The sequence below is a fragment of the Cognatiyoonia koreensis genome (genome assembly GCF_900109295.1).
GTDB lineage: Bacteria > Pseudomonadota > Alphaproteobacteria > Rhodobacterales > Rhodobacteraceae > Cognatiyoonia > Cognatiyoonia koreensis.
Genome location: NZ_FOIZ01000001.1, coordinates 1,067,764 through 1,089,171 on the forward strand (window position 1 = coordinate 1,067,764; position 21,408 = coordinate 1,089,171).

Consider the following 21,408-nt stretch of genomic DNA (forward strand, 5'->3'; position numbering starts at 1 on the left):
ACTACATCGCGGGCATGAGCACACTTCACATCATCGGCGGTGGTATGGCCGGGTCCGAGGCCGCGTGGCAGGCAGCTAACGCGGGTCTTTCTGTTGTTATCCACGAAATGCGCCCCAAGGTCGAAACTTTCGCCCACCGGACTGGTAATTTGGGTGAAATGGTTTGTTCAAATTCATTTCGTTCCGACGATCACGAACAGAACGCCGTCGGATTGTTGCATTGGGAAATGCGCCAAGCGGGCGGATTGATCATGGACATGGCGCAAAAGCACCGATTGCCAGCGGGTGGTGCGTTGGCTGTGGATCGTGATCCGTTTGCCGAGAGCGTGACCGCTGCCCTCAAGTCTCATCCACGCATTTCAGTGTCCTATGAAGAAATCACTTCTTTGCCGGAAGAAGGTCGTTGGATTATTGCCACTGGCCCATTGACGTCCGGTAGTTTGGCTGAAGCAATCCAGCGGGAAACGGGTGCCGATGCGTTGGCGTTTTTCGATGCCATCGCACCTATCGCTTACAAAGACAGCATCAATATGAATGTGGCTTGGATGCAGTCTCGTTATGACAAGGGAGAAACCGAGGAAGAGCGGACCGCCTATTTGAATTGTCCGATGTCCAAGGACCAATACGAGTTATTCATTGACGCTCTTCTCGCTGCGGAAAAGACCGAGTTCAAGGAGGGCGAGACTGCAAAGTATTTCGATGGCTGCTTGCCAATCGAAGTCATGGCCGAACGGGGCCGGGAGACATTGCGATTTGGTCCGATGAAGCCAGTTGGTTTAACGAACAGTCACGATCCCACGAATAAGCCTTATGCAGTTGTCCAGCTGCGCCGCGACAATAAACTTGGCACGCTCTACAATATTGTCGGATTTCAAACCAAGATGAAGTATGGCGCGCAGAAGGCTGTTTTTTCTATGATACCCGGCCTGGAAAACGCCGAGTTTGCCCGACTTGGTGGCATTCACCGCAATACTTTTATCAACTCACCGATTTTGTTGGACGAAGAGATGCGGTTACGGAGTAAGCCCCACCTCCGCTTCGCAGGGCAGATCACCGGCGTGGAAGGCTACGTCGAAAGCGCCGCTATGGGTTTGCTAGCCGGCCGAATGGCCGCTGCAGAGCTTAACGGTGAGAAGCTGGTGGCTGTGCCGGACACGACCGCGATGGGCGCACTTGTTACACACATCACCGGTGGTGCCGATGCAAAATCGTTTCAGCCGATGAATGTAAACTTTGGTCTATTCCCGCCACTTGAAGGAACGAAAGGCGGTCGGAAGGGTCGGAAGGAACGATACAAGGGCTATACTGACCGCGCAAAGGCCGATTGGTTGGCTTGGCTTACCCAGAAGGCACTAGACGCAGCCTGACTCCCGGGCCTACGTTAAGGCATGTCTGACAAGGATCCTCTGAAACCGAAGCTATGGACGCCACGCCCAGTGGCGGAAACGATGGCGGTCTATAGTGATTGGGCCGAAAGCTATGACGCTGACCTTGCGAAGCGCGGCTATCATACTCCGCAGCGCGTCGCGCAGGCCCTTCGCACCCAGATGTCAGAGGACGGACCGGTTCTCGATTTCGGATGCGGGACGGGACTATCCGGTAAGGCGCTGAATAGTCTGGGATTTGACCCAATACACGGGGTTGATATTACTGCGGAAATGGCTGAACAAGCCCGTGCGAAGAATATCTATGAAAGGGTCTGGGTCGGAACACCGGGGCAACCGCCCTGCCCGGCTGGCTCGTACAAGGCGATTGTCGCGACAGGTGTTATTAGCCTAGGTGCCGCGCCGCCCGAATCGCTTTCCATAGTTCTAGCGAGCCTGTCTTCAGGTAACCTTCTTGCGTTTTCCTTCAACGATCCTACACTCGAAGATGGAAGGTACGATGCCGTACTTTCGAAGCTCGTTTCCGATGGCGCGCTGACAATCCTGTCGCGAGAGCATGGTCCACACCTTGATGATATGAAGATGGGTGCTGACGTTATCGTCGCCCGACGGAACTGAGCAGGCGCAAAAATGATTACGCGATTTGCGCCTTCCCCAACGGGTCCACTCCACCTTGGTCATGCTTATTCCGCTCTGCTTGCGCATGACATGGCAATGGTCGCCAGTGGCACTTTTCTTTTAAGGATTGAAGACATCGACCAAAGCCGGTCCCGCCCGGAATGGGCAGCGCAGATTTACGACGATCTGACATGGCTTGGCCTAAGTTGGCCCGAACCTGTCATGCGGCAATCAGAGCGTGCAAATGAATACAAGGCAGCACTGGAGAGGCTGTGGAGTTTGGACCTTCTCTACCCATGCACATGTTCGCGCCGCGATGTTCAAGACGCTCTTGGGGCACCGCAAGAAGGTGCCCCGCTGCATGGACCCGATGGGTTGATCTACCCTGGGACATGCCGGGATAGGTCGAAGCAAGCCGCGATGCCAGATGCTGTGTTGCGTCTTGATATGTCAAAAGCGGCTCGCAAGATTAGCTTCATTGAAGAAGTAGGCATCGCAAAGAAACACACGTTTTTGCCGGAGACGCTGATTACTTCAATCGGCGACGTTGTACTGGCCCGGCGGGACATGGGCACTTCGTACCATCTCTCCGTAGTCGTTGATGATGCGGAGCAGCAAGTATCGCACGTTGTCCGCGGGAAAGATCTAGCGCCTGCGACACCAATTCACGTCTTACTGCAGTCCCTTCTCGGATTGCCGACCCCAGTTTATCACCATCACAAGCTGATCCGTGATGAGGCTGGAAAGCGTCTTGCAAAACGCGATGACGCGCGGGCAATCACGAAATATCGCGATGCCGGTGTCACACCAGAAGGTATCAGGGAGCTTCTGAATCTTCCGCCACGGTGACGATTTCAACTTCGTTCCCGTTTCGAACAGCCGTAAAGAAGCAGGTGCGGCGACCGGTATGGCAAGCCGGACCTTCTTGTTTGACTTCGATCAGCAGGCAATCGCGGTCACAATCGATGCGGAGATCAACAAGGGTTTGAGTGTTGCCGCTAGTCGCCCCCTTTACCCAATATTCTTGTCTCGATCTAGACCAATAGGTCACCTGCCCGCTTTCGAGCGTCTTTGAAATGCTGTCAGCATTCATCCATGCCATCATGAGAACTTCACCGGAGTTGGCGTCTTGCGCAATTGCGGGAATCAGTCCGTTGGAATTGAACTTGAGCGACGCTGTATCGAAGGCCATTGTTTTTCCTTTGCAAGTTCTGGGCTGCGGCCTATCTAGAATGACGTATCTGGAAGGGCAAATGTATGTCGCTCGAAACCGACCTGATGAAACTCTATTCCCAGCGAATTCTCGAACTCGCTGCAGACATTCCGCATGTCGGTCGTTTGCCAGCACCAGATGCTTCGGTCAAGAAACGCTCTCCACTTTGCGGATCGACGGTGACTGTCGATATTAATGTCGCCGATGGAAAAATCAGCGAATACTCTCAGGATGTCAAAGCGTGTGCACTTGGTCAGGCTGCTGCATCAGTTATCGGTGCGAATGTCGTCGGGCTGGACGCTCCTGCTGTGCGCAAGGGGCGCGATCAGCTCTTTGCAATGTTGAAAGAAGACGGACCGGTGCCTGACGCGCCATTCAACGGACTTGAAGTTCTTTTGCCAGCGAAGGATTACAAGAACCGTCATGCATCAATAATGCTCGCGCTTGATGCGACCGTCGAAGCACTTGACGCAATCGACTGACAGCATCGTCAAAGAAAAAACCGCCGCACATCCGGGACAAGGATGGCGGCGGCAGGAAAGCGGGCCTTTGATCGGAGTCCAAGGGGGAGGCAAAACCCCACTAAATAGGACTTAAAGACAGGCAGGTCTTCTAGCGCACGTGTGGGACAGGCAGCGCTAAATGCCGACCAAAAGGACGCTGGGCAGGTCAGATCATCCCAGGCAGGGATAACCCGACAAACAGCATCACGAGCAAAGCAACAGCACCCAATGCGTCCGCGATAATCGTATCCTGCGATCGCTTGATCGCTGATTTGATATCCTTTGTCATTGCCTGCTCCTGCATTCGTTTCTGTTGCCACTTTGTTCTCATATTGCATTTACCCTGTAAAGAACTTTTTAAGAACATTTGTGAACAAAATGGTACGCCCAGCGTTAACCCACTGAAATTAAACGAATAGCCTTCTCTTGCTCCATTAACCAAAGCAAGGTGCGCGCCGCTTCGCCTCGAGGTGTCGAAAGTGATGGGTCATCATTTAAGAGTTTACGGGCATCGCTTTGCGCAAGTTTCATGAGGTCGGCCTGTCGTTCAAGGTCCGCGATCCGGAACCGAGGTAAGCCAGACTGTGCGGTACCGATCACATCCCCTGCCCCACGCATCGCCAGGTCTTCCTCGGAAATACGGAAGCCGTCCTCAGTTTCACGCAAGATTTCTAATCTCCGCCGACCACCGTCGGTCAGCGGGGCTTGATAGATCAGCAAGCAGGTAGACGCCGCAGATCCGCGGCCGACGCGACCTCGCAATTGATGCAACTGTGCCAGACCAAAACTTTCTGCACGTTCGATCATCATGATAGAGGCGTTTGGCACATCGACACCAACCTCAATTACCGTCGTCGCAACCAAAACAGAGGTTTCCCCGGCGATGAATCTTGCCATTGCTGCATCCTTTTCAGCGGGTGGCATCTGGCCGTGAACAAGGCCGACAACATCTTCGCCGAGTGCAGCGCGCAAGCTCTTGAACCGTTCTTCTGCCGCAGTCATGTCGCTGACTTCGCTTTCCTCGACGAGCGGACAAACCCAATAGGCTTGCTTGCCCTCCTCCACCGCACGGCGCAGTTTCGCGATTACCTCGTCCATCCTTTCAGTTGATATCAACGCTGTTTTCACAGGGGTCCTGCCGGGTGGTTTTTCGTCAAGGATGGAAACATCCATGTCGCCGTACTGGGCCAGGGCCAGAGAACGCGGAATAGGCGTCGCTGTCATGACCAGCACATCTACCGCATGTCCTTTCGCCCCAAGCTCCATGCGTTGCGCGACGCCGAAGCGATGTTGCTCGTCAACCACGGCAAGGCGTAAGTCTTTGAAGAACACATCTTTCTGAAATACCGCGTGCGTGCCAACGAGAATTTGAATATCGCCGTCAATCAGCGCTTTCAGTTTTTTTTGACGATCTGCCCCTTTGTCACGCCCGGTCAGGATGTCCACAACGACACCAGCCTTTTCAGCGGATGGTCGCAGACCATCAAGGTGCTGTCGCGCCAGAATTTCGGTCGGGGCCATCATTACACCTTGCCCTCCTGCCTCGACCACACCGAGAAGCGCCATCAAAGCGACGAGTGTTTTGCCCGCGCCGACATCGCCTTGCAGAAGACGGTTCATTCGCAACGGAGTTGCCAAATCATCCAAAATTTCCCGGATTGCGCGGGTCTGCGCGCCTGTAGGCGTGTATGGCAATTCATCCAAGACGGTTTTTTGTAGCTTTCCAGTTGCCTTGGAAGCAGTGCCTTTTGCACGACGTACTTTCGCGCGGGCAAGTGCAAGGGTCAGCTGATGCGCCAATAGTTCATCATAGGCCAACCGCGCGCGTGCTTGAGCATGCGGCGACAGATCGGTCGTTGCCAGCGGTTCATGGGCTGATTGCAGCGCAACATGCCAATCAGGCCACACCTCACGTTGCTTGAGCGGTGGGTCGATCCACTCGGGCAGGTTTGGTACAAGCGCAAGGGCAGACCGGGTCGCCTTGAACATGGTCTTTTGCGTGATGCCTGCCGTCAGGGGGTAAATAGGTTCGAATTCCGGGATGTTTTGCGCGGCGTTTAATTCAAGAATGTGATCCGGATGAACCATCTGCGCGAGGCCATCAAACAATTCGACTCTGCCTGAAACAAGCCGTTTCTGCCCCGTGGGAAGCAGTTTTTTCAAGTAGTCTGCACGGGCATGGAAAAAGACAAGCTGAAAGCTTGTTTCAGCATCGCTTACATTGATCCGGTACGGACGACCCTTTGTTGTATTGGGGATATGGTCTTGCACTGTGACCGCAACCGTCGCGACGGCAGGCGGTACGATGTCCCTAATAGAGCTTCGCTGATGTCGATCAACACCGCTATGCGGTAGGGTTAGCAATAGGTCACGCGGTTTTTCGATGTGGATGGACTGGAATATCTGTGCGATTTTCGGCCCGACTCCATCAAGCGCCGTCATCGCCCCGAACAGCGGAAATAGCGACTCCGGCCGGCCGGTCATGCGTCACCGATCAGGTCAAGCCAAGCATCCTCGTCAATCGTCTCGATCCCCAGTTCAGAAGCCTTCTTCACCTTCGATCCGGCACCGGGGCCTGCAACCAGTAAATCTGTCTTGCCACTGACTGATCCCGACACTTTCGCACCAAGCGCCTCTGCGCGCGATTTCGCCTCAGCCCGGGTCATTTTTTCGAGCGCGCCTGTAAAGACAACGGTCTTCCCGGCAACAGGGCTGCCTGACGTATCGGGCGCACTGACATCCACGATATCCAGTTCTGCCACCAAGGCATCAATGCTCAGACGCTCCTCCGGATTTTGCATCGCGTTAATGACACTTGTCGCCATGACGGCACCAATGCCATCGACAGCCAAAAGGTCTTCCCAAGCCTCTCCTTGACCAATCTTGGCCACGTCCATCGCTTTTGCGAACGCGGCCCAACTGCCATAATGAATGGCTAGCGTTTGCGCGGCGGCCTCTCCCACATGCCGAATGCCCAAGGCAAATATCATTCTATTCAGCGAGATATTGCGCCGTTCTTCGATGGCCGCAAATAGCTTGTTGGCACTTGTTTTTCCGAAACCGTCCCGGTTTTCGAGCTTCGAGACGTTGTCCGCATCCCGACGGGCAAGCGTAAAAATATCTACGGGTGTTCTGATCGGTAGAACGTCGTCATAGTAGAAATACTCAACCTGTTTCGCGCCAAGTCCTTCTATATCGAACGCAGCCCGGCCAACGAAGTGCTTCAGCCGTTCGACAGCCTGCGCTGGGCAAATCAGTCCGCCCGTACAACGACGGACGGCATCGCCTTCTTCGCGCAGCGCGGGCGATCCGCATTCTGGACATTTGTCTGGAAAAATAAAGGGTTCTGCCGCTTCGAGGCGCCTCTTGAGGTCGACGTCCTTGATTTTAGGGATTACATCGCCAGCTCGATAGACTTGGACCCAATCACCAACGCGGATGTCCCGCCCATCGCGAATATCCCCACCATCCCCGCCCCGTCCAGCGATATAATCTTCGTTGTGTAGCGTCGCGTTTGAGACAACGACGCCACCAACCGTGATCGGTTCTAGGCGCGCGACCGGTGACAGCGCACCAGTCCGACCGACTTGAATGTCGATGGCGTTCAATCTCGTCCACGCCAACTCAGCTGGAAATTTATGCGCGATGGCCCAGCGGGGAGTTGTTGATCTGAATCCCAACCGACGCTGCAGATCAAGATCGTTCACTTTGTAGACGACCCCATCGATGTCATATCCAAGATTGGCACGGTTCTCTTCGATCTCGTGATAGTGGGAGATCATCTGTTCGGGTGTTTCGCATCGTTTTGTGAGCGGATTTGTCGTGAAACCAAACTCCTCCAATTTCTTTATCGCATCAAATTGGCTGGCTGCGAACGGCTCGGAAATTTCACCCCATGCATATGCAAAATATCGCAGTGGCCGCGATTTCGTGACGTCGACGTTACGCTGTCTGAGAGACCCGGCTGCTGCATTGCGGGGGTTCGCAAAAACCTTTTCGCCCGCAGCATCCTGTCGCGCATTAAGCTCAGCGAAATCAGTGTGGCCCATATAAACTTCGCCACGGACTTCCAGAATATCTGGCGCGTTATCGATCTTGGCAGGGATTTCCGCGATAGTGCGCGCATTGGCGGTGACGTTTTCGCCCGTTTCGCCGTCTCCGCGTGTTGCAGCGTAGATCAGCTGCCCTTGTTCGTATCTCAATGACAGTGAAAGACCGTCGATTTTAGGCTCCGCGGTGAAGTCGCACCGATCGTCTTGGTTGAACCCAAGGTATTTACGTACACTTTCGACAAAATCCAGCACGTCTTCGTCACTAAAGGCATTGCCAAGCGATAGCATACGAACCGCATGTTTGACCTTGCCGAACCCCGAACCAACCGGTGCCCCAACCAGCTCCGTCGCACTGTCCGCGCGCTTGAGGTGGGGAAAGCGCTCTTCGATCGCAGCATTGCGCCGCTTCAACGCATCAAATTCTGAGTCGCTGATCGTGGGGGCATCATCGCGATGATATGCAGCATTCGCGGCGGAAAGTATGTCGGCAAGTGCGGCAAGTTCCGCAGCAGCCTTTTCGTCGTCCAGATTTTCGATGGGTGTCCGTCGATTAATATCGCGAATTGATTGCTGATCAGTGTCGCCTGGCACGTGTTACCCCCGCCGCTGAAGACTGGCGCATTATTCGCCTGCCTTCAGTTTTAGGTCCGTGCGTTGGGATCGTCCAGCCGTTAGGACGTTGGGTAAGCCACCGATTTCTTTCGTTCGTAGTCAGGCACCGACGGCCAGTCTGGTCTTTTCCGAAACTGGGTCTGGGTCGCGTAAAACGTAGCCTCTGCCCCAAACCGTTTCGATGTAGGATGCACCATTCGTTGCTTCTGCAAGTTTCTTACGCAACTTGCAGATGAACACGTCAATGATCTTCAGCTCTGGTTCATCCATGCCACCATAGAGGTGATTAAGGAACATCTCTTTCGTGAGCGTAGTTCCTTTGCGTAAGGATAGCAGTTCCAGCATCTGGTATTCCTTGCCTGTCAGATGTACAGTTTTGCCGTCCACATCGACGGTTTTCGCGTCAAGATTGACGTTTATGTCACCTGTTTTGATAGTTGATTGGGCATGCCCCTTTGATCTGCGGATAATTGCGTGAATCCGTGCGACCAATTCTTCACGGTGGAATGGTTTGGTCAGATAGTCATCGGCACCGAAGCCAAAGCTTTTCAGCTTGTTTTCTGTGTCATCTTCGCCAGACAAGATCAGGATCGGTGTTTCGATACGTGACAGGCGAAGCTGGCGTAAAACCTCGTGCCCGTTGATATCAGGCAAATTTATGTCGAGAAGAATGAGATCGTAGTCATAGAGTTTGGCGAGATCGATCCCCTCCTCTCCCATGTCAGTCGCATACACATTCAGGTTTGCGTGGCTTAGCATCATTTCGATGCTTTTGGCTGTGGTAGGATCGTCTTCGACAAGTAGAATGCGCATTCAGCTTCTCCGTTCTGGGGGCTCGCGCACATCATTGCCAGTCAATGGTTAATCTCAGGTTACTTCGAACACGTTTTTGCGACTCGCCCTATGGTTGTCTATACCTTTGTAGCGACGTTGTCTTTAGTGCATCGACTCCGTGTTCACGAACTGCGCCTTCCCACTCGGTAAATTCTTCTTCTGACAAGGCGTACATTTCGAGTGCGGCTTTGCGGGTCAGCAGGCCAGCATGCACTGCCGTAATCACGGCTGCCTTGCGCGATGCGACCCATCTCTTGATATTTGCAGGGGGCAAATCTGCCCGTGTCATGACGCTACCATCGGGTAGCGTGACTGATCGGGGCCCTTCGATCTTGCGTAAATACATCTTTCTCTGCTCTCTCTGATCCTCGGGTGCCTCCTTTTGAACCAAATGATTTAACGACTGGTATAGCCAGCGGGTTGGATATAGATCCCATTTTCCTATATTTGGCTCAAAACCCGACAAAGGCCGACACCATGCCGCTGGATCCCTCGCTCAATTCTCTTGGTTTCGCCAAGCCACCTGCTGACACACGTGTAGTCGTTGCGATGTCGGGCGGTGTGGATAGTTCAGTCGTTGCCGCGATGCTGGCCGAAGAAGGCTACGACGTCGTCGGGGTCACGCTTCAGCTTTACGACCATGGTGCGGCGTTAGCAAAAAAAGGAGCTTGTTGTGCTGGACGTGATATCCATGACGCGCGTCGGGTTGCAGAAGAAATGGGTTTTCCGCACTACGTTCTTGACTACGAGAATACGTTTCGCGAAGCAGTCATGGACGAGTTTGCTGACAGTTACCTTGGTGGTGCAACACCTGTCCCTTGCATCAGGTGCAACGAGCGTGTGAAGTTCAAGGACCTGCTGGAAACCGCAAAGGATCTGGATGCAGATTGCATGGCGACCGGTCACTATATTCAGCGTATGATGGGCGGTGATAGGGCCGAACTGCACTGTGCAGCAGACCCGGCCAAGGACCAAAGTTATTTCCTGTTCTCAACCACTCAAGATCAACTCGAATATTTGCGCTTTCCTTTGGGACATCACGCGTCAAAAGATGAAACACGTGCACTTGCAGTGAAATACGGACTACCCGTTGCCGACAAGCCAGACAGTCAGGATATCTGTTTTGTCCCCAACGGTGATTATGCAGCCGTCATCCAAAAGCTGCGGCCTGGCGCTGCTGTTCCAGGGGAGATCGTCGATATCGACGGTAATGTGTTGGGTCAGCACAAAGGAGTCATCCATTACACGATCGGCCAACGCCGAGGGCTTGGTATCGGTGGTTTGGCCGACCCACTTTATGTTGTGAAGCTGGATGTCGAAGCCAAGCAGGTTGTCGTTGGCCCGAAGGCGATGCTGGCAACGCGCCGGGTGCCACTTCAGGAAATTAACTGGATAGGTGGTGGTCGCTTCTTGGATAAGGTCGAGCATCAAGTCGCAGTCAAAGTGCGTTCGACCCGTCCGCCTGTCGATGCGGTCTTGCGTCCACTCAGTGAAACCGAGGCTGAGGTTGAGCTATTGGTGGCAGAAGAAGGCGTTTCTCCGGGACAGGCTTGTGTCTTTTATGATCCTGACGGAAGTCGCGTCTTGGGTGGTGGTTGGATCTGGCGTGGACATTGACATGGATTTCACAAGGGCGTGTGACGGCTAGTAATGAAATCCACTTTGGCGCACTTCTGGATGAACTGAAAGCTAAGACAAGGAGCCACACATGTCTATGTCACGCCGGGCGGCCATCGCTGGTCTTATCCTTGTCCCTGCAGTTGCAATTGGCGTCTATATCTGGCCCGCCTCCGCTGACGAGGGATCGGTCTACAGTCATGATGGAATCGCAGTGGATGGTACGGACGTTGTTGCCTATTTCACCGAAGGTCAGCCAGTTGCGGGACTACCGGCGCACACACATGATTGGATGGGCGCTACATGGCAATTCTCTTCGGCAGAAAATCGCGATACCTTTGCGGCAGACCCCGAGACTTATGCACCGCAATATGGCGGCTTCTGTGCTTACGCTGTGGCAAATGGTTCAACTGCCTCGACGGTTCCGGAGGCCTGGAAAATTGTCGACGGTAAGCTCTATTTGAACTTTTCCACTGGTATCCAGCGTCGTTGGGAGGAAGACATCCCAGGATACATCGATTCAGCGGACGCGAACTGGCCCGACGTTCTCAACTGACATATCAATGCCAACTGGCGGAAATCGGATTGCACCTGATCCGTCGTTCTTTAGATTTGCCTCATGCGCAATTTCCTGTTCCTACTTGTTGTTTTGCCAGGGCTCCTTTCGGCCCAGACGCGGGCAGAACGTGAAGCGGACTTTGAGACTTGGCTTGAAATAGCGGTATGGCCCGAAGCCGCCAATGCAGGTGTTTCGCGGAAGACTTTTGATAGCGCACTTTCGCGTGTGAGACTAAATTGGGACCTGCCTGATCTGGTCCCACCGGCTGAACAAGGGCAGCAGCGTCAGACGGAATTCGGTGCGCCATCGCGCTATTTCGAGGCCAGCGTGGTTGGCGCCGCCACGCGCATCGGTCGTGAAGAGGCACAACGTCACGCAGCGACCCTCGCCCGCATTGAAGCCGAAACGGGCGTGCCGGGTCGTATCCTTCTTGCGATATGGGGGCGGGAAAGTAGCTATGGTCGGGCGGCAATCCCCCATGATGCCTTTGAAGTTCTGGCAACCAAGGCGTTTGCCGCAACGCGCTCCTCTTATTTCCGATCTGAACTGATCGCAGCGCTGAAAATTGCGGAAAGCGGTCGTGCGCCTACGCCCCTTCGAAGCAGCTGGGCGGGCGCGCTGGGCCAACCACAATTCATGCCGTCCAGCTATCTTGCCTATGCGCGGGACGGCGACGGTGATGGACGTGCGGATATTTGGGGGTCGGCTCCAGACACGCTCGCATCTATTGCGGCCTATCTTGAGAACAAGGGCTGGCAGTCAAGTCGCGACTGGGGCTTTGAGGTTGCCTTACCCGCGTCTGTCTCTTGTACGTTGGAAGGACCAGACCAGGGGAGGCCCATCCGGGAATGGGACGCGATGGGGATCGCCCGGATATCGGGACGGCCGTTTCCTGAAAATGAAATGAATGGCGAAGGTTATCTGATGCTGCCTGCCGGGCGGCTGGGGCCGGCTTTTATCGTGACGCCCAATTTCTATGTGCTGAAGGAATATAACACATCCGACGTCTATGCGTTGTTCGTGGGGCATGTGGGGGATCGAATTGACTTCGGCGTGGGCGATTTCATCGGACAATGGCGGCCGGTTGATACGCTGTTGCGCAGTGACGTTGTTGCGCTGCAAACGTCATTGGAAGGCATGGGCCACGACGTGGGTGGGGCCGACGGGCTGGTTGGTTTCAAGACACGGCAGTCGATTGGACGGTGGCAAGAGACGGAGGGTGCAACTCCGACGTGCTTTCCGAGCAAGGATCTGCTGATCCGCTAGATTTTCAGTAATTAGAAGCAACAGCTTCAAGCACCCAATTTCGTGCAACCACACCCACAAAGGTCAAATTTGCGTGGCAACACCCACATTGGTTTTGGCATTCTGGGCTGGTCAACAGAACACCTTTGATCTCAGTAATTTATGAAGATCTTAAGATCACCTGATAGCCCATTTTTTTCACAACATTTTGTGATTCTCCTGATTCGCTATAAGTTAACGCAAGGTAAATATCGAATCGGTTTTAAAGGGGAGTTAAATTCATGAATTTTTTTAAGCTTAGTTCCATCGCTTTTGCAGCAGCATTTTTGTCAGCTGGTGCAGTGTCAGCGGCGACAATCACGGCGTCCAACGGAGGGACGGTGATTGCATCGCCACTTAACGTTGGTGAAGACAATCCAACAAACAGTTCGATTCAAGCGTTCAATGAAGGCGTTGATGTGCTTTTGTTGGCCGATCTGGGCGTTGACGGCGGCACGCCGATTTCTGCAGGTACGCGGGTAGATAGTCATATGATTTTCCTGAATACCCGTGGACGAACAGATGTGACTGATACCGCGACGTTCACTTTCAGCGAGATGATCCTTGGCATTATGTCCAGTCAAGCCGGGACCAACCTCTTTGCCTCAGACGGAATCGTAAATGGCCCTGTGACCTATACCGGAGGCAACTATGGGGACAATCGTGGCCTTGAAGGCAGCGATACTGCCGATTTCATCAATGTTGTAGGAGGCATGTTCAGCGTGAACGTTGGCATGCATGTTACAGAGCCCGGCGACTGGGTGCGCGTCATCACGGCAAGCTCAGTGTCACCCGTTCCAGTTCCTGCTGGCATGCTTCTTTTACCCACGGGTTTGATTGCGTTGGGCGCAATGCGCCGCCGCAAGAAGCGGAAAACGGCGTAAGTTAGCAACAGAGTTTGCGAAAGGGTCCGGCCTAAAGCTGGGCCCTTTCGTGTTCTGTTGCAAAGTTGTCTGATTTGTCGAGAGTTGGCGCAACACTTTGCGATTTCTGCTGCGAATGTGAGGACACCCGTGTTTGTTTGACTTGTTTTTGATGCAATCGGCTAATTTGTAATAGTTGGCGGCAAAACTTTCGTGCTCCTATTGATGCCCCTCGCATCTCGGATCATGTGCCGCTACCAATCTTTCCATGATTTACGAAACTGCAGAAGACTGGCGCAACGCCCCGCAAAAACGCGTCCTGTTGTTCGCCATGTCGGGCCTCGGGAAGACTTATCTGTCCAAGATGCTCCGCGATACGGGCGACTGGTTTCACTACTCGATCGATTATCGGATCGGGACCCGATACATGGGCGAACGGATTGCGGACAACGCGAAACGTGAGGCGATGAAAGTACCGTTTCTGCGCGATCTGTTACGCTCGAATTCTATCTACATCGGATCGAATATCTCTTTCGATGATCTCAAGCCAATGTCCTCTTATCTTGGCAAGCCTGGTGATCCAGATAAGGGCGGCCTGCTGTGGGATGAATATACGCGGCGCCAGGACGAGTTTCAGGAAGCGGAGATCGCGGCCCTTCACGATACAGGGTATTTCATTGATCGTGCTGTATCTCTCTATCAGTACCCGCACTTCATTTGTGACACCGGTGGATCGATCTGTGAATGGGTCGACGCCGATGATGCAACGGATCCGGTCCTGACCGACCTTGCTTCGAAAACCCTGATGGTGTGGATCGAAGGTACGGACGCACATACAGCTGAATTGATCCGTCGGTTTGACAAGGAACCTAAGCCAATGTCCTATGACCCGGCTTTCCTTTTGGCAACCTGGAAGGACTATCTCGCGGAATTCAATGTCGCAGAAGACAAGGTCGACCCTGACGATTTCATCCGCTGGGCCTTCGCCAAGGCACTCGCCCACCGGCAGCCACGTTATGAGAAAATGGCGGAAAACTGGGGCATTAAAGTGCCAATGGATGCCGTCATGCATGTTCACGATACGGAGGGCTTTGTCAGCATGATCGCTGACGCCCTTGAGATGCGCAGCTAACCCGCCTATCTCTGCCACCTTATCAGGACGAAACTCATGCCGATCAAACTGCCCAGTAACCTGCCCGCTTATGATGTGCTGTCACGTGAAGGCGTGATGGTTCTTGATGAAGACACTGCCGCCCGCCAGGACATCCGACCGCTGCGGATCGCCCTGTTGAACCTGATGCCGAAAAAGATCGACACAGAAAATCAGTTTGCGCGTCTGATCGGTGCGACTCCTTTGCAGATCGAACTGACGCTGCTCCGCATGTCCGAACATCAGACAAAGAACACTGCGGCTGAGCACATGGAAGAATTTTACAAGCCGTTTCAGGATGTGAAATCTGAGAAATTTGACGGGCTAATCATCACAGGTGCGCCGATCGAACATCTACCCTTCGAAGAAGTCAGCTATTGGGACGAATTGAAAGAGGTTTTCGACTGGACACAGACGAACGTCCATTCGACCTTTGGGGTGTGTTGGGGCGGCATGGCAATGATCAATCACTTCCATGCCGTCAAAAAGCACATCTTGGATGCCAAGGCGTTCGGATGTTTCCGGCACCACAATTGTGCGCCAGCGTCACCCTATCTCCGCGGCTTTTCCGACGATTGTGTGATCCCAGTCAGTCGCTGGACCGAGATGTGCCAGACTGAAATTGATAGCGCAGGACTAACCACGCTCATTTCGTCGGATGAAGCAGGCCCCTGTCTCGTCGAGGATACAAAACATCGTGCGCTCTATATCTTCAATCACTTTGAATATGACGATCTTACGTTGAAGGGCGAGTACGATCGGGACGTCGCAAACGGAACGCCGATCAACGTCCCACAGAATTATTATCCTGGTGATGACCCAACGAAACAACCTCTGAACCGGTGGCGATCTCACGCGCACCTCCTATATGGAAACTGGATCAACGAAATTTATCAAACAACGAAGTATGATTTGGATGAAATTGGGACGTAGGGCATTTACGGTCGCAGGGCTTGCATTATTGGTAGGCACGATTGCGACGAAAGCGCTGGCAAACCGGCGGGAACGCACGGCGGAAGAGGCCTATCCGCCCATTGGCGATTTTGTCGAAGTGAATGGTAAGAAGGTCCATTATACGCGTGAGGGCAACGGTCCGGATCTGGTCCTGCTTCACGGCGCAGGTGGCAATCTGCGCGAATTCACTTTCGCCCATGTCGATATGCTCAAGGACCGCTACACTGTGACGTGCTTTGACCGTCCGGGGCTCGGTTATACTGAACGACCAGACGCAGTTGAACAAGGCGCGCTCGCGACTGACGGGGAAAGCCCGCAGATACAGGCCGAAATGCTGCGCGAGGCAGCGCGTCAACTTGGGATTAAGTCTCCCATCGTTGCTGGCCATTCATTCGGCGGGATTGTCGCGATGGCATGGGCCGTCCAGGGATTGGACGGCGAAGATGATGTAAACGCTGCTGCAGTCGTTTCGCTCGCCGGCGTCATGATGCCTTGGCCCGGCGATTTGGGGCGCTACTACACGATCAACGGAAGTTTGTTCGGTGGTGCGGTCACGATACCTTTGATTTCGGCATTGGCTACGGACTCACAAATTGATCAGGCCATCACCGGCATATTTAATCCGCAGCCTGTTCCTGAAGGTTACGCAAACTACGTCGGCGGCCCGCTGTCTGTACGGCCGGTAACATTCCGTGCAAACGTTCGTCAGGTAAATACACTGCGGCCACATGTCGTTGAGTTGAAGAAAAGATATCCTGACTTGAAGCTACCAATTGAGGTCGTGCACGGCGATCTTGACGAAACGGTTCCTATTTCAGTTCATCCGTACGAGGCACAGAAAATCATTACGTCGCTTAATCTGGCGGAACTGGCCGGAGTCGGGCATATGCCACATCATGCGGAACCAGAAGCAACGATTGCCGCGATTGATCGCGCCGCTAGCCGTGCCGGATTGCGCTAAGAAGCGCTGCGGCCCATAGTCCCCGATAGGGGACGGAGGACAGAAATGACCAAGCCATTCGACGGCGGGATCACTCGCTTCTACGAAGAGCAGGCGCCGGCGCACGTGCGCGCCGCCATCGAGAACGCCAGTAAGGGTGACATCCTGAACGACGCCTATCCCTATGACTCGCGCTGGGATCGCAAAGCCTACGAGGCAGCACTGGGAAACTTGCAGATCGAACTCGTCAAATTGCAGGCTGCCGCCAAGCAAGACGGGCAGCGGATCGTCGTCGTCTTCGAAGGGCGCGATGCCGCTGGAAAGGGCGGAACGATCAGCCGTTTCCGTCAGAACCTCAATCCGCGCAATGCCCACGTCGTCGCCTTGTCAAAGCCGACAGAGGAAGAGTCTACGCAGTGGTATTTCCAACGATATATCAAGCACATGCCATCTGCAGGTGAGATCGTTTTCTTCGATCGCAGCTGGTACAATCGTGGTGTCGTTGAACACGTTTTTGGATTTTGTACGCCTGCGCAGCGCGAGCAATGGTTTCAACAAGTCAACGGCTTCGAAAAGCAGCTTGCGGATGATGGAATCAGGCTTTTCAAAGTTTGGCTGAATGTTGGACGTGCAACCCAGCTTAAGCGCTTTTTAGATCGCGAAAGTGACCCACTGAAGCAATGGAAGCTGTCTTGGATTGATGTCGAGGGTCTTTCTAAATGGGACGCTTACACGCAGGCAATCGACGAAACTCTTGATCGCACGCACAGTGACCATGCACCTTGGATAATCGTGCGTTCGGATGACAAGCGGCGGGCACGCGTGAACACGATCCGGAGCGTACTTGCCGATCTTGAATATGACGGCAAAGGCGACATTGGCCCCGTTGATCACAAGATCGCGGGAGGTCCCGAAATCTGGCATGGCTAAAAAGGGCTATCATCACGGCAATCTGCGTACGGCGCTTGTTGATGCCTGCCTCAAACTCATTGAAGCGAAGGGGCCAACCGGTTTCACGCTGTCTGAAGCAGCGCGAGAAGCAGGCGTGACTCCGGCCGCAGTCTATCGACATTTTGAAGGTCGTGAAGACTTGATCGCCGAAGCCGCGCGACAGGGTTACGAGATTTTCGCCGATCTGATGGACTATGCCTACGATAAGGGGCAGCCATCGGCGCTTGGCGCGTTTGAGGCAACAGGCCGTGCTTATCTCGCTTTTGCGCGGAAGTATCCCGGTCATTACGTTGCGATGTTCGAATCCGGAATTTCAATCAACCGGACGCCGGAATTGAATGCAGTGGCCACGCGTGCAATGGGCGTGCTCGAAAAAGCAGCTGTCGACCTATCTGAACATATTCCAGCAGAAAAGCGGCCGCCGCCGCAGATGTTTTCTGCGCATATATGGGCGCTTTCCCACGGTGTCGTTGAGTTGTTTGCGCGGGGTAGTCCTGGGACGAAAAGCCCCTACCCTCCGGAAGATCTGCTTGAAACCGGTATCGGGGTGTATCTTCGGGGCCTCGGTCTGATTGCACCCGATTCTTAGGCTCTTGCGTCGATTTCATTCGGCTGAAAGAACGCTGTAATGGACGGAACACTTGCAGGTATTTTCTTGATTGCAAGCCTCAGTGACATGGGGCTCAACGATTGCCCAACAGACTGCCTGCGGGCGTCAGACGCAACCGCTCGGCTTTCGTTTCAAGCCGCAGGTGTTGAGTTTCAGGATGAAATCGTCGGATCAGAGGTTCTGATAGGTTATGACGTTGCGGGTAAGTATGGCCCCTTCCAACCAACAATTGCTGCTTCTGTCACAGATGAGAACGGCATGTGGATTGGTGCCGGCGCAAAATGGACGACAGAAGATGTTTTTAATGGGCCATTGTTTATCGAAGCAGCGCTTATGCCCGGCCTGTACTTCGACAATGCCGAAGTCAATCTCGGTGGCACACTGCAATTCCGGTCTTCATTAGGGGTCGGATATGCGTTCGATAACGGATCGACAGTACTGGTTAGCTACGATCACCGGTCAAATGCCGACACGCAAACAATTAATCCGGGGTTGGAAACGATCGCGATTCGTTTTGCGATTGCGCTAAACTAGAATGCGACCAGTGCTCTTTCATCCCACGCGACACGCGCCGCATCACCGACATCAAGAACAGGTCTACCGATCAGGTTTTTCATTGCGATAGTAATGGGTTCCGGTACGTTTTTAATACGCACGTCGTAGTATGTCATGTCCCCGTAGTAAACGACTTCATCTACTGTTGCGTCGACTTCATGACGAGGTGCTTTGTCACTCTCAAACAGTATCGACAGTGACTCCGGCCGAATCCCAACATCGATGCTCTCTTTGCCTGGTACATCTTCTATGCTGACGCGACCAAGCCCGGCAATTTCGATTTCTGATGGCATCCCGTGCGAGACTACCTTGGCGGGGATGAAGTTCATTTTGCCAATGAACTCCGCAACCCGGCGGGAGTTGGGACGGCGATAAAGTGTTTCAGGATCCGCGAGCTGTCCGATTTCGCCTTCGAACATGACGGCGATCCGGTCGGACATCACCAGCGCTTCTTCTTGGTCATGCGTGACCAGAATGAATGTAATTCCGACGCTGCGTTGCAGTCTGATCAATTCAACCTGCATCTGTTCGCGCATTTTCTTGTCAAGTGCAGATAATGGTTCGTCAAGCAGGAGAACTTTTGGCTTCAGGATCAAGGCACGCGCAAGCGCAACACGCTGTCGCTGTCCGCCCGACAAAGCATGGGCCGCGCGCCCTCCGTAGCCTTTCAAACCGACCATTTCGAGTGATTGTTCTACTGCCGTCTCTTTTTCGGCCTTGGTCATAGTGGATTTGCGCAGACCAAATGCAACGTTCTCAGCTACACTCAGATGCGGGAAAATTGCGTATGACTGAAAAACCATATTCGTCGGGCGCAGATTGGCTGGAACACCCGCCATATCTTTGCCGCTGATAGTAACGACTCCGTCCGAAACGCCCTCAAATCCTGCTATCGTCCGTAGCAGCGTGGTCTTGCCGCACCCGGAGGGCCCCAGCAGCGAGAAAAACTCACCCGCCTCGATTGTCAGATTGATATCGCGGAGGGCGTGATAGTCGCCATAGAACTTGTTTACTTTTTGAAGGGTAATCACAGGAAACCTCCGGAATCCTTGCGGCCAGAACGCCGTAAGCCACGGCGGCGAAACATCTCGGCAAGCGACAGAAGAATGATCGAAAGCGCAACTAATATGGTTCCCAAGGCCATAACCACGGGAAGTTGGCCGGGGAACCGCAAAAGCCCCCAGATGTAGACTGGCATTGTCGGGCTTGTTCCAGTCAGAAAGAAGGCGATAATGAACTCATCGAGGCTGATTGTGAACGAAATAAGCATGGATGAGATGATACCGGGCATCACTAAAGGCAGCGTCACACGCGTGAACGCTGTCCAGCGCGTCTCTCCCAGATCGAGTGCGGCTTCTTCCATTGAAGGATCTAGATTTTGAAACGCCCCGTTCAGAATGGCGATACTAAAAGGCGTGCAAATCAGAATATGCGCGAGGATGATCGTCCAGTTTGACAGCGATAAATCGAGCACTTGTCGCAACACGACAAGAAGTGAAACAGCAACAATGATTTCGGGTAAAACCAAGGGCAACATGATGAAGCCGGTGATACCTCTCTTCATAGGAAAGTTGGCCATCGCCCCTGCCCGCGCGGCGCATAACCCAAGAATGGTTGCCAACAACGCCGTGACGAAAGCGATGAACAAGGAATTTCCGACTGCTACATGAAGTGCCTTGTTACTTGTAAGTTCGCCGAACCAGCTTGTTGTGAAGCCCTGCAGTGGGAAGGCAATGATCTTACCGTCGTTGAATGCAAAGATGGGCAACAGCAGGATCGGTGCGTAAAGGAAAATCAGGTAGAGGATCGCGTAGATTCGAAGCCCCTTCATGAGCGGCCTCTCAGGTACCTGCGGTTCAGAAAAACAAAAGCAAGACTAATCGAAGCAACGCTTAGCATAGCAATAAGTGCAAGCGCTGCCCCCAGCGGGGCATTGTTCAGCGCCAGGAACTGCGTTTGGATCATATTTGCGATCAATTTGCCTCCCGCACCACCCATCAGTTCTGGTGTGACGTAGTCACCAATGGTGGGGATGAAAACGATCAGTACAGCAGCCACGACACCAGGCATCGCCAGTGGCAATGTCACTCGAAAGAAAGTCATGACACCGTTTTCGCCGAGATCCTTTGAAGCTTCTAACAACGACCTGTCGATCTTTTCGAGCGCCACGAAAATCGGTAAGATTGCGAAAGGTGCGAACGCATGGGCGAGTGTGATAATCACCGCGTTGACGTTGTAGAGAATGAAAGTGAGGGGCTCGTCGATGATATTCAACGAAATCAATCCCGAATTTATGACGCCATTGAAGCCTAGGATAACTTTCCACAAAAACACTCGGATCAGATAGCTTGTCCAGAACGGGATCGTAATCAAAAAGAGCCAGAGCGATTTACGTTCTGGGCGAACATGGAACGAAACAAAATAGGCGATCGGAAAGGCAGAGAGCACAGTCACAACCGTTACGATTCCGGACACCATCACTGAACGCTTTAGCAATGCTCCGTAGATCGGTGTTTCCCAGATTTCGCGATAGTTGTTCAATGTGAAGGTGGTATCGACGGTCATGAAGTCCTGAGTCCAGAAACTGAACAGAACCACAACCGACATCGGCACAGCAAGCAGGAGAAACGCGTAGGCAAAAGGTAATGATATCAGCCGGATGCTGCGTTTCTGATCAGAGCTAAGCGACTGCGATGCCATGGCCAATC

General features: G+C 53.4%; 23 protein-coding genes. 14 read left to right on the plus strand and 9 right to left on the minus strand.

The features are described from left to right. Positions 1 to 14 precede the first annotated feature (14 nt). From trmFO to gluQRS, 3 genes are all read left to right on the plus strand, one after another. On the plus strand, positions 15 to 1,367 hold the full coding sequence (gene trmFO, locus BMY44_RS05315) for a methylenetetrahydrofolate--tRNA-(uracil(54)-C(5))-methyltransferase (FADH(2)-oxidizing) TrmFO (RefSeq protein ID WP_089991162.1): 1,353 nt from the start codon (positions 15 to 17) through the stop codon (positions 1,365 to 1,367). Positions 1,368 to 1,448: 81 nt separating this feature from the next. After that, positions 1,449 to 2,003 (plus strand): class I SAM-dependent DNA methyltransferase, encoded by a 555-nt coding sequence (locus BMY44_RS05320; protein ID WP_242650488.1) that lies wholly within the window; start codon positions 1,449 to 1,451, stop codon positions 2,001 to 2,003. A 12-nt stretch (positions 2,004 to 2,015) separates the two neighbouring features. Next, positions 2,016 to 2,852, plus strand: coding sequence for a tRNA glutamyl-Q(34) synthetase GluQRS (gene gluQRS, locus BMY44_RS05325; RefSeq protein WP_089991169.1), 837 nt, complete (start codon positions 2,016 to 2,018; stop codon positions 2,850 to 2,852). Here gluQRS and hisI read toward each other — a convergent pair. Continuing rightward, a complete protein-coding gene (hisI, locus tag BMY44_RS05330; RefSeq protein WP_089991171.1) occupies positions 2,821 to 3,195 on the minus strand; it encodes a phosphoribosyl-AMP cyclohydrolase in 375 nt (124 codons plus the stop codon). The two genes, gluQRS and hisI, sit on opposite strands and share 32 nt — an antisense overlap. A 65-nt stretch (positions 3,196 to 3,260) precedes the next feature. Between hisI and BMY44_RS05335 the strand changes: the two genes are divergently transcribed. Next, entirely contained in the window at positions 3,261 to 3,698 is a 438-nt protein-coding gene (locus BMY44_RS05335) for an iron-sulfur cluster assembly scaffold protein (protein WP_089991173.1), read from the plus strand. A gap of 187 nt (positions 3,699 to 3,885) precedes the next feature. Here BMY44_RS05335 and BMY44_RS18460 read toward each other — a convergent pair whose 3' ends face one another. From BMY44_RS18460 to sciP, 5 genes are all read right to left on the minus strand, one after another. After that, on the minus strand, positions 3,886 to 4,008 hold the full coding sequence (locus BMY44_RS18460) for a hypothetical protein (RefSeq protein ID WP_278246565.1): 123 nt from the start codon (positions 4,006 to 4,008) through the stop codon (positions 3,886 to 3,888). 104 nt (positions 4,009 to 4,112) lie between these two features. Next, positions 4,113 to 6,203 (minus strand): ATP-dependent DNA helicase RecG, encoded by a 2,091-nt coding sequence (recG, locus tag BMY44_RS05340; RefSeq protein ID WP_089991175.1) that lies wholly within the window; start codon positions 6,201 to 6,203, stop codon positions 4,113 to 4,115. Continuing rightward, on the minus strand, positions 6,200 to 8,326 hold the full coding sequence (ligA, locus tag BMY44_RS05345; protein WP_089994582.1) for an NAD-dependent DNA ligase LigA: 2,127 nt from the start codon (positions 8,324 to 8,326) through the stop codon (positions 6,200 to 6,202). The genes recG and ligA overlap by 4 nt, the downstream gene beginning before the upstream one ends. Positions 8,327 to 8,482: 156 nt before the next feature. After that, a complete protein-coding gene (gene ctrA, locus BMY44_RS05350) occupies positions 8,483 to 9,196 on the minus strand; it encodes a response regulator transcription factor CtrA (protein ID WP_089991178.1) in 714 nt (237 codons plus the stop codon). Positions 9,197 to 9,284: 88 nt separating this feature from the next. Further along, entirely contained in the window at positions 9,285 to 9,563 is a 279-nt protein-coding gene (gene sciP / locus BMY44_RS05355) for a CtrA inhibitor SciP (RefSeq protein WP_089991181.1), read from the minus strand. A gap of 131 nt (positions 9,564 to 9,694) precedes the next feature. Here sciP and mnmA point away from each other — a divergent pair, with 131 nt between their 5' ends. The 10 genes from mnmA (at position 9,695) to BMY44_RS05405 (ending at position 18,679) form a co-directional block, all read left to right on the plus strand. Then, the gene (gene mnmA, locus BMY44_RS05360) at positions 9,695 to 10,834 is read left to right on the plus strand and encodes a tRNA 2-thiouridine(34) synthase MnmA (protein ID WP_089991184.1); all 1,140 of its coding nucleotides are present in this window, start codon (positions 9,695 to 9,697) and stop codon (positions 10,832 to 10,834) included. A gap of 91 nt (positions 10,835 to 10,925) precedes the next feature. Then, on the plus strand, positions 10,926 to 11,390 hold the full coding sequence (locus BMY44_RS05365) for a YHS domain-containing (seleno)protein (protein ID WP_089991187.1): 465 nt from the start codon (positions 10,926 to 10,928) through the stop codon (positions 11,388 to 11,390). A gap of 63 nt (positions 11,391 to 11,453) precedes the next feature. Next, the gene (locus tag BMY44_RS05370) at positions 11,454 to 12,659 is read left to right on the plus strand and encodes a lytic murein transglycosylase (RefSeq protein ID WP_089991190.1); all 1,206 of its coding nucleotides are present in this window, start codon (positions 11,454 to 11,456) and stop codon (positions 12,657 to 12,659) included. A 260-nt stretch (positions 12,660 to 12,919) separates the two neighbouring features. Then, positions 12,920 to 13,561 (plus strand): VPLPA-CTERM sorting domain-containing protein, encoded by a 642-nt coding sequence (locus BMY44_RS05375; protein ID WP_089991193.1) that lies wholly within the window; start codon positions 12,920 to 12,922, stop codon positions 13,559 to 13,561. Positions 13,562 to 13,808: 247 nt separating this feature from the next. After that, positions 13,809 to 14,672, plus strand: coding sequence for an ATPase (locus BMY44_RS05380; protein WP_089991196.1), 864 nt, complete (start codon positions 13,809 to 13,811; stop codon positions 14,670 to 14,672). Positions 14,673 to 14,708: 36 nt separating this feature from the next. Continuing rightward, positions 14,709 to 15,623, plus strand: a complete 915-nt coding sequence (gene metA, locus BMY44_RS05385) for a homoserine O-acetyltransferase MetA (protein ID WP_089991199.1) — start codon at positions 14,709 to 14,711, stop codon at positions 15,621 to 15,623. Beyond that, positions 15,598 to 16,605 carry an alpha/beta fold hydrolase gene (locus BMY44_RS05390; protein ID WP_242650489.1) on the plus strand — a complete coding sequence of 336 codons (1,008 nt, stop codon included), beginning with the start codon at positions 15,598 to 15,600 and terminating at the stop codon, positions 16,603 to 16,605. The genes metA and BMY44_RS05390 overlap by 26 nt, the downstream gene beginning before the upstream one ends. A 45-nt stretch (positions 16,606 to 16,650) precedes the next feature. Next, positions 16,651 to 17,514 carry a polyphosphate kinase 2 gene (ppk2, locus tag BMY44_RS05395; RefSeq protein WP_089991202.1) on the plus strand — a complete coding sequence of 288 codons (864 nt, stop codon included), beginning with the start codon at positions 16,651 to 16,653 and terminating at the stop codon, positions 17,512 to 17,514. Further along, positions 17,507 to 18,124: a TetR/AcrR family transcriptional regulator gene (locus BMY44_RS05400; protein ID WP_089991205.1), complete on the plus strand. Its 618-nt coding sequence runs from the start codon at positions 17,507 to 17,509 to the stop codon at positions 18,122 to 18,124. Before ppk2 ends, BMY44_RS05400 begins: the two co-directional genes overlap by 8 nt. 39 nt (positions 18,125 to 18,163) lie before the next feature. After that, on the plus strand, positions 18,164 to 18,679 hold the full coding sequence (locus tag BMY44_RS05405) for an acyloxyacyl hydrolase (RefSeq protein WP_089991208.1): 516 nt from the start codon (positions 18,164 to 18,166) through the stop codon (positions 18,677 to 18,679). Here BMY44_RS05405 and BMY44_RS05410 read toward each other — a convergent pair. Genes BMY44_RS05410 through BMY44_RS05420 form a run of 3 tightly spaced genes read right to left on the minus strand, consistent with a single transcriptional unit; the run spans position 18,676 to position 21,400 of the window. Next, positions 18,676 to 19,731 carry an ABC transporter ATP-binding protein gene (locus BMY44_RS05410; protein WP_089991211.1) on the minus strand — a complete coding sequence of 352 codons (1,056 nt, stop codon included), beginning with the start codon at positions 19,729 to 19,731 and terminating at the stop codon, positions 18,676 to 18,678. The genes BMY44_RS05405 and BMY44_RS05410 overlap by 4 nt on opposite strands. Continuing rightward, positions 19,728 to 20,531 (minus strand): ABC transporter permease, encoded by an 804-nt coding sequence (locus tag BMY44_RS05415; protein WP_089991214.1) that lies wholly within the window; start codon positions 20,529 to 20,531, stop codon positions 19,728 to 19,730. Before BMY44_RS05415 ends, BMY44_RS05410 begins: the two co-directional genes overlap by 4 nt. Continuing rightward, positions 20,528 to 21,400 (minus strand): ABC transporter permease, encoded by an 873-nt coding sequence (locus tag BMY44_RS05420; RefSeq protein ID WP_089991217.1) that lies wholly within the window; start codon positions 21,398 to 21,400, stop codon positions 20,528 to 20,530. The genes BMY44_RS05415 and BMY44_RS05420 overlap by 4 nt, the downstream gene beginning before the upstream one ends. Between the last annotated feature and the right edge of the window lie 8 nt (positions 21,401 to 21,408).